Origin of the sequence: Acidovorax delafieldii 2AN (genome assembly GCF_000175235.1) — a bacterium.
In the GTDB taxonomy this organism is placed as follows: Bacteria; Pseudomonadota; Gammaproteobacteria; order Burkholderiales; family Burkholderiaceae_C; genus Acidovorax; species Acidovorax delafieldii_B.
The window spans coordinates 1-5,563 of sequence record NZ_ACQT01000228.1; the positions used below are offsets into that span (position 1 = coordinate 1).

The 5,563-nt window shown below is 68.9% G+C and carries 5 protein-coding genes and 1 pseudogene; 4 read left to right on the forward strand and 2 right to left on the reverse strand.

Translation table 11 applies throughout. The features are described from left to right. The 3 genes and pseudogenes from ACDELDRAFT_RS18365 to ACDELDRAFT_RS18375 all read left to right on the forward strand — a co-directional run. A pseudogene (locus ACDELDRAFT_RS18365) lies at positions 1-365 on the forward strand (3-oxoadipate enol-lactonase); the annotation flags it as partial. Between the two features lie 240 nt (positions 366-605). Then, positions 606-1,355: an SDR family oxidoreductase gene (locus tag ACDELDRAFT_RS18370; protein ID WP_005799495.1), complete on the forward strand. Its 750-nt coding sequence runs from the start codon at positions 606-608 to the stop codon at positions 1,353-1,355. A 115-nt stretch (positions 1,356-1,470) separates the two neighbouring features. Next, the gene (locus ACDELDRAFT_RS18375) at positions 1,471-2,484 is read left to right on the forward strand and encodes a tripartite tricarboxylate transporter substrate binding protein (protein WP_005799496.1); all 1,014 of its coding nucleotides are present in this window, start codon (positions 1,471-1,473) and stop codon (positions 2,482-2,484) included. A 78-nt stretch (positions 2,485-2,562) separates the two neighbouring features. On the opposite strand, the gene ACDELDRAFT_RS18380 is transcribed toward ACDELDRAFT_RS18375, so the two are convergent. Continuing rightward, the gene (locus ACDELDRAFT_RS18380; RefSeq protein WP_005799497.1) at positions 2,563-3,165 is read right to left on the reverse strand and encodes a short chain dehydrogenase; all 603 of its coding nucleotides are present in this window, start codon (positions 3,163-3,165) and stop codon (positions 2,563-2,565) included. A gap of 423 nt (positions 3,166-3,588) precedes the next feature. Between ACDELDRAFT_RS18380 and ACDELDRAFT_RS18385 the strand changes: the two genes are divergently transcribed. Then, positions 3,589-4,497, forward strand: a complete 909-nt coding sequence (locus tag ACDELDRAFT_RS18385; protein ID WP_005799498.1) for a LysR family transcriptional regulator — start codon at positions 3,589-3,591, stop codon at positions 4,495-4,497. Between the two features lie 136 nt (positions 4,498-4,633). Here the strand turns inward: ACDELDRAFT_RS18385 and ACDELDRAFT_RS18390 are convergent, their stop codons facing one another. Then, positions 4,634-5,278, reverse strand: a complete 645-nt coding sequence (locus tag ACDELDRAFT_RS18390) for a trimeric intracellular cation channel family protein (RefSeq protein ID WP_005799499.1) — start codon at positions 5,276-5,278, stop codon at positions 4,634-4,636. Between the last annotated feature and the right edge of the window lie 285 nt (positions 5,279-5,563).

Sequence of the window (5,563 nt, forward strand, 5' to 3'; positions counted from 1 at the left end):
CCATGGCCGAGCTGGCCGCCTCGTCGCCCGGCCGCTGGTTCACCGAGCCCTTCATTGCTGCGCAGCCCACGCTGGTGGCCGCAGCCCAGGGCTGGATTGCCGGCATCGCACCCGAAGGCTATGCGGCGTGCTGCGAGGCACTGGCGCAGGCCGACCTGCGGGGCGCCATCACGGGCATTCGCGTACCCACGCTGCTGATCGCCGGCGCCAGCGACCCGGTCACCACCGTGGCCGATGCGCAGGCCATGGAGCGCGCCATTGCCGGTGCGCGCCTCGCCGAAGTGCCCGCCTCGCACCTGTCCAACCTGGAGGCGCCCGTGGCGTTCGGCGATGCGCTGGCCGCCTTCTTGGCGGCGGGCGCCTGAGCCCATGCGCCCACTGCACGCGCACTGCGCGCTGGTGCAGTCCGGGCGGGCAGGTGGCGGTGATCGGGCCGCTGTAGCCCGTCGAGTGGGGCACGGACCGGCAAAGCCCCGCAGTGCGGTGAACCCGCCCCGCGGCACGGAGCGGGCCTTTCGGGCGACGGACCCTTTCACGCTGGCGCAGGCCGGTGTCCATGGTCCGGGCCGCCACTGGGCGCTTCGGCGCGAACTGAAGGAGTTTTCATGAGCAACCCATCGTCCTCCGCCGCCTCTTCAGGCACCGTGCGCGAGCGTGTGCTGATCACGGGCGGCGCTGCCGGCATCGGCGCCGCCACGGCCGAGCGCTGCCGTGCAGAGGGCTTCGAGCCCGTCATCATCGACCGCCTGGTGGACACCGTGCACGGCGGCATCCAGGCCGATTTGTCCGACCCCGAAGACACCGCACGCGCGCTGCAGCAGGCGCTGGCCGGCGGGCCGATCACCCGGCTGGTCAACAACGTGGGCGTGGTCTGCCCGGCCAGCGTGGAAACGCAGACGCTGGCCGAATTCGACATGGCGGTGTCGCTGAACCTGCGCTGCGCCTTCCAGTGCATGCAGGCCCTGCTGCCGGGCATGAAGGCGGCCGGCTTTGGCCGCATCGTCAACATGTCTTCGCGCGCGGCGCTGGGCAAGGAACTGCGCACGGCCTACGCCGCCACCAAGGCCGGCCTGATCGGCATGACGCGCGTGTGGGCGCTGGAGCTGGGCGCGCACGGCATCACGGCCAACGCCATCGGGCCCGGCCCCATCCGCACCGAACTGTTCGACCGCGCCAACCCGCCCGACGCGCCGCGCACCCGCGCGATTGTCGAGTCGGTGCCGGTCAAGCGCATCGGCACCCCAGGCGACGTGGCCCACGCCGTGGCCTACCTGCTCGACGCCCGCAGCGGCTTCGTGACGGGGCAGGTGCTGTATGTCTGCGGCGGCATGACGGTGGGCGTGGCCCCGCTGTAAACGCTGGTGCGCCGCCAAACCTTCGCCTGCCATTTTTTTCACCCCCTCTGCTGCACCAGGCCATAAAGACGCACGGGCAGCAGATCCATTCCACCGAGAAAGCAGAGGAAACAACATGTCCACTTCCACACACCACCGCGCCGTCGTGTCCGGCCGCCGCAAGGCCCTGGTTGCGCTGGCGGGCCTGGCCGCAGGCGCCGCAGCCCTGCCGGGCGCAGCGCTCGCACAGGCCTTCCCCACCAAGCCGATCACCATCGTCGTGCCGTTCTCGGCGGGCGGCACCACCGACATCCTGGCCCGCCTGGTGGGCCAGTACCTGTCGACCGAGCTGGGCCAGCCCGTCGTGGTGGACAACAAGGCCGGCGCGGGCGGCAACATCGGCGGGCAGTTTGCCGCCAAGGCGCCGGCGGACGGCTACACCCTGTTCATGGGCACCGTGGGCACGCACGCCATCAACGCCGCGCTGTACAAGAAAATGCCTTTCGACCACCTGAAGGACTTTGCGCCGCTTTCGCGCGTGGCGAATGTGCCCAACCTGCTGGTGGCCAACCCCAAGCAGCCGTTCAGCACGGTGCCCGAGATGATCGCCTATGCCAAGGCCAATCCCGGCAAGATCAACTTCGGTTCGCCCGGCAACGGCGCCTCGCCGCACCTGTCGGGTGAGCTGTTCAAGTCGATGGCCAAGGTCGATCTCACGCACATTCCCTACAAGGGCAGCGCACCGGCCGTGACCGATCTGTTGGGCAACCAGATCGCCATCATGTTCGACAACATGCCTTCGGTGATTCCGCATGTGCGTTCGGGCAAGCTGCGCGCCATCGCCATCACCACCGCCAAGCGCTCGCCCGAGCTGCCCGATGTGCCCACCATCGCCGAGGCCGGCGTGCCCGGCTATGAGGCCATGTCGTGGTTCGGCATGTTTGCGCCCGCCGGCACGCCGGCCCCGGTGCTGGCCAAGATCAGCGGCGCGCTGGCCAAGGTGCTGGCCAATCCCGAGGTGAAGAAGAAGATCATCGACCAGGGCGGCGAACCGGTGAACGAGACGCCCGCCCAGTTCGGCGCCTTTATCCGTTCTGAAACCACGAAGTGGGCCAAGGTGGTCAAGGAGTCGGGCGCCAGCCTCGACTGATCGCTCCTAAAGCGCTACTGAATAGATAGCGGCTGGTGCATGTGGACCGTGCGCCAGTCGCTATTTTTATTGGAAAACTCACTGAACGCGGTACACGCGCCCGGTCTGTGCGCCTTCCACGCTGCGCTGGTAGGCCAGCGCCACGCGCGCGGCCGGCACGGACTCGAACCCCGGGAAGAACGGCCCGTAGCTGCCCATCGACTCGGTGAGCACCGTGGGGCTGATCGCGTTGATGCGCAGGCCCCGGGGCAGCTCGATGGCGGCGGCAGCCACGAAGCCCTCGATGGCGGCGTTCACCGCCGTGGCGCTGGCGCCGTTGCGGACGGGCTCGATGGCCAGGATGCCGCTGGTCAGCGTGATGGAGCCGCCATCCGCCAGGTACTTCTGGCCGATCAATGCCAGCTGCACCTGGCCCAGCAACTTGTCCTGCAGGCCCTGATTGAATTGCTCGGGCGTCATGTCGGCCAGCGGCCCGAAGTGCAGGTTGCCGGCCGTGCTCACGATGGCATCGACCTGGCCCACGGCTTTGAACAGTTGGGCGACCGAGCCCGGCTGGGAGAAGTCCGTGCGGTGCATGCCGCTGCTGCGGCCCACGGTGATCACGTCGTGGCGCGCGCCCAGGTTGGCCTGCACGGCCTGGCCAATGGTGCCGCTGGCGCCGATGAGAAGAACTTTGGACATGGTGCTTTCCTTGAAACAGGTTGAAGAGGGAGAGTCGTCATTGTTTTGCGAAGCAATCCATGCATAAAGTACATTGCGGTTCTTTGGGTACTAACTATTGGTTTCCAACCAATGGCCTGTGACGGTGATGGATGGCGTGTTGAACGGCAACGCATGCGGCTGCTGGCGGGCTGCGACATCGCGACACGCGGGTTGCATGGCCCCACGGGACCGTCCGTGGCCAGGGGTGCCGGCGGATGTTGCGTGGGTGATGGGCCGCCGGTGGGCCCTCGGCGCTGCTGGCAAGCCGCCTGCGGCGCCCTGGACGCCCTTGGCGCCAGGCCGCCTTGCCGACCCCCCGCACGGTCTGGTTCTCGACGCCCGCATTCCTCCACAACCGCTGCACATCGGCAGCATCCACACGGAAAGGCCAGGTGACCGCCCATGGACAAACTGCGCAACATGGAAGTCATGGTGGCCGTGGTCGAGGCAGGCAGTTTTGCCGGCGCCGCACGCCAGCTGGGCATCTCGGCCGTGATGGTGGGCAAGCACATCCAGCAACTGGAAGCCCACCTGGGCGCACGCCTGTTCCAGCGCAGCACGCGCCGCAACAGCCTGACCGAGGTGGGCGCCGCGTTCCACGAAGACAGCAGGCGCGTGCTGGAGCAGGTGCGCTGGGCGGAATCAGCCGTTGAGCGCAGCCGCGCCGTGCCGCAAGGCCTGCTGCGCGTGAGCGCGCCTTTCACGCTGGGCACCCATGCCATCGCGCCGCTCGTGGCCGACTTCCTGCAGCGCCACGAACACGTGCGGGTGGACCTGCAGCTCAGCGACAGCGTGGTGGACCTTGCGGGCGACGGCTTTGATGCCGCAGTGCGCATCGGCCAGGTGGTGGACGAGGGCCTGGTGGCCCGGCCCCTGCGCCCCTACCGCATGGTGATTGCGGCTGCGCCGGCCTACCTGCAGCGCCACGGCACGCCCGAGGGCGCGGCCGATCTGGCACGCCACCATTGCCTGAGCCACTCGGTATGGCAGCGCCGCGTGGAATGGACGCTGCGCGACGGCGACGAAACATTCTTCTGGCCCGAGAACGCGCGCCTGGTGTGCAACCAGGGCGAGGGCCTGCGCCAGGCGGCACTGCGCGGGCTGGGCCTTGTCATGCAGCCCGAGGTGTTGCTGGCCGACGACCTGGCCCGCGGCGCGCTGGTGCCCGTGATGCAGCATTGCCTGCCCTTGCCGCGGCCGGTGCATCTGGTGTATGCGCCCGACCGGCGGCAACTGCCCAAGCTTGCGCGCTTCGTGGAGCATGTGGTGGGCGTTTTGGGCTGGCCGCCAGCGGTGCACGGCGCCGCCTGACCGGCACGCGCCGCACCGGCAGCGTCCGGCGGGCCGATACCCCGATACCCCGGTGCCCCGGTGCAGGGGGCGGCGGAGGCGAGGCGTTGGTTTTAGAGGATGCGAAGGCCCGGCGACGGCGCCGACCTGGCGGTGCTCAAACCCGCCACGCAGGCAGCGCCCAGTTGCGCCACAGGGCCAGCCCCCGCAGGCCGGCAGTGACCAGCACGCAGGCCAGCAGCGCCATCCAGGCGGGGGCGTCGAGCTGGCGCAGGCCGATGTCCGCCCAGCCGCCCGCAAAGGCGCACAGCGCGTAGGGCCGGTGGTCGCTGAACGCCTGCGGCACCTCGTTGCACAGCACGTCGCGCAGCACGCCGCCGAAGACGCCGGTGGTCACACCCATCATCACGCCCACGATGAAGGGCAAGCCGGCAGCAAGGGCTGCATCGACCCCCACCGCCGCAAACAGGCCCAGGCCGATGGCATCGGGCAGCAGCATGGCGCGCTCGGTGGGCTCGAAGTGGCGCTGGCGCATGAACAGCATGGCCCCCATGCACAGCGCCAGGATGCCCCAGATGAATTCGGTGTGGCGCACCCAGAAGAACGGCCGCTGGTCCAGCAGCAGGTCGCGCAGCGTGCCGCCGCCAAAGGCCGCCACGAAAGCCACCACGCAGACGCCCACGGCATCCAGCCGCTTGCGCGCCGCGGCCAGCACGCCCGACAGGGCAAACGCGGCGGTGGCCGCCACTTCGAAGATCAGGCGCAGCGTGTGAAGCCAGGTGGTATCGAGCAGCGGGTCCATGGCGCGATTGTGCCGTGGCGCCGCAGGCGTGGGCGTCGGCGTGTGGTGCGGGGTGGCGGTTTGTTTGCTATGGAAAAAGTAGCTTCTGGCGCTTGTCGGTGGGGCGCCAGCGCCTGATTTACCCAAAAATGGTGCCAACAGCCAACAGCCAACAGCCAACAGCCAACAGCCAACAGCCAACAGCCAACAGCCAACAGCCAACAGCCAACAGCCAACAGCCAACAGCCAACAGCCAACAGCCAACAGCCAACAGCCAACAGCCTAGGGTCCAGGGGCTCGGGGCTC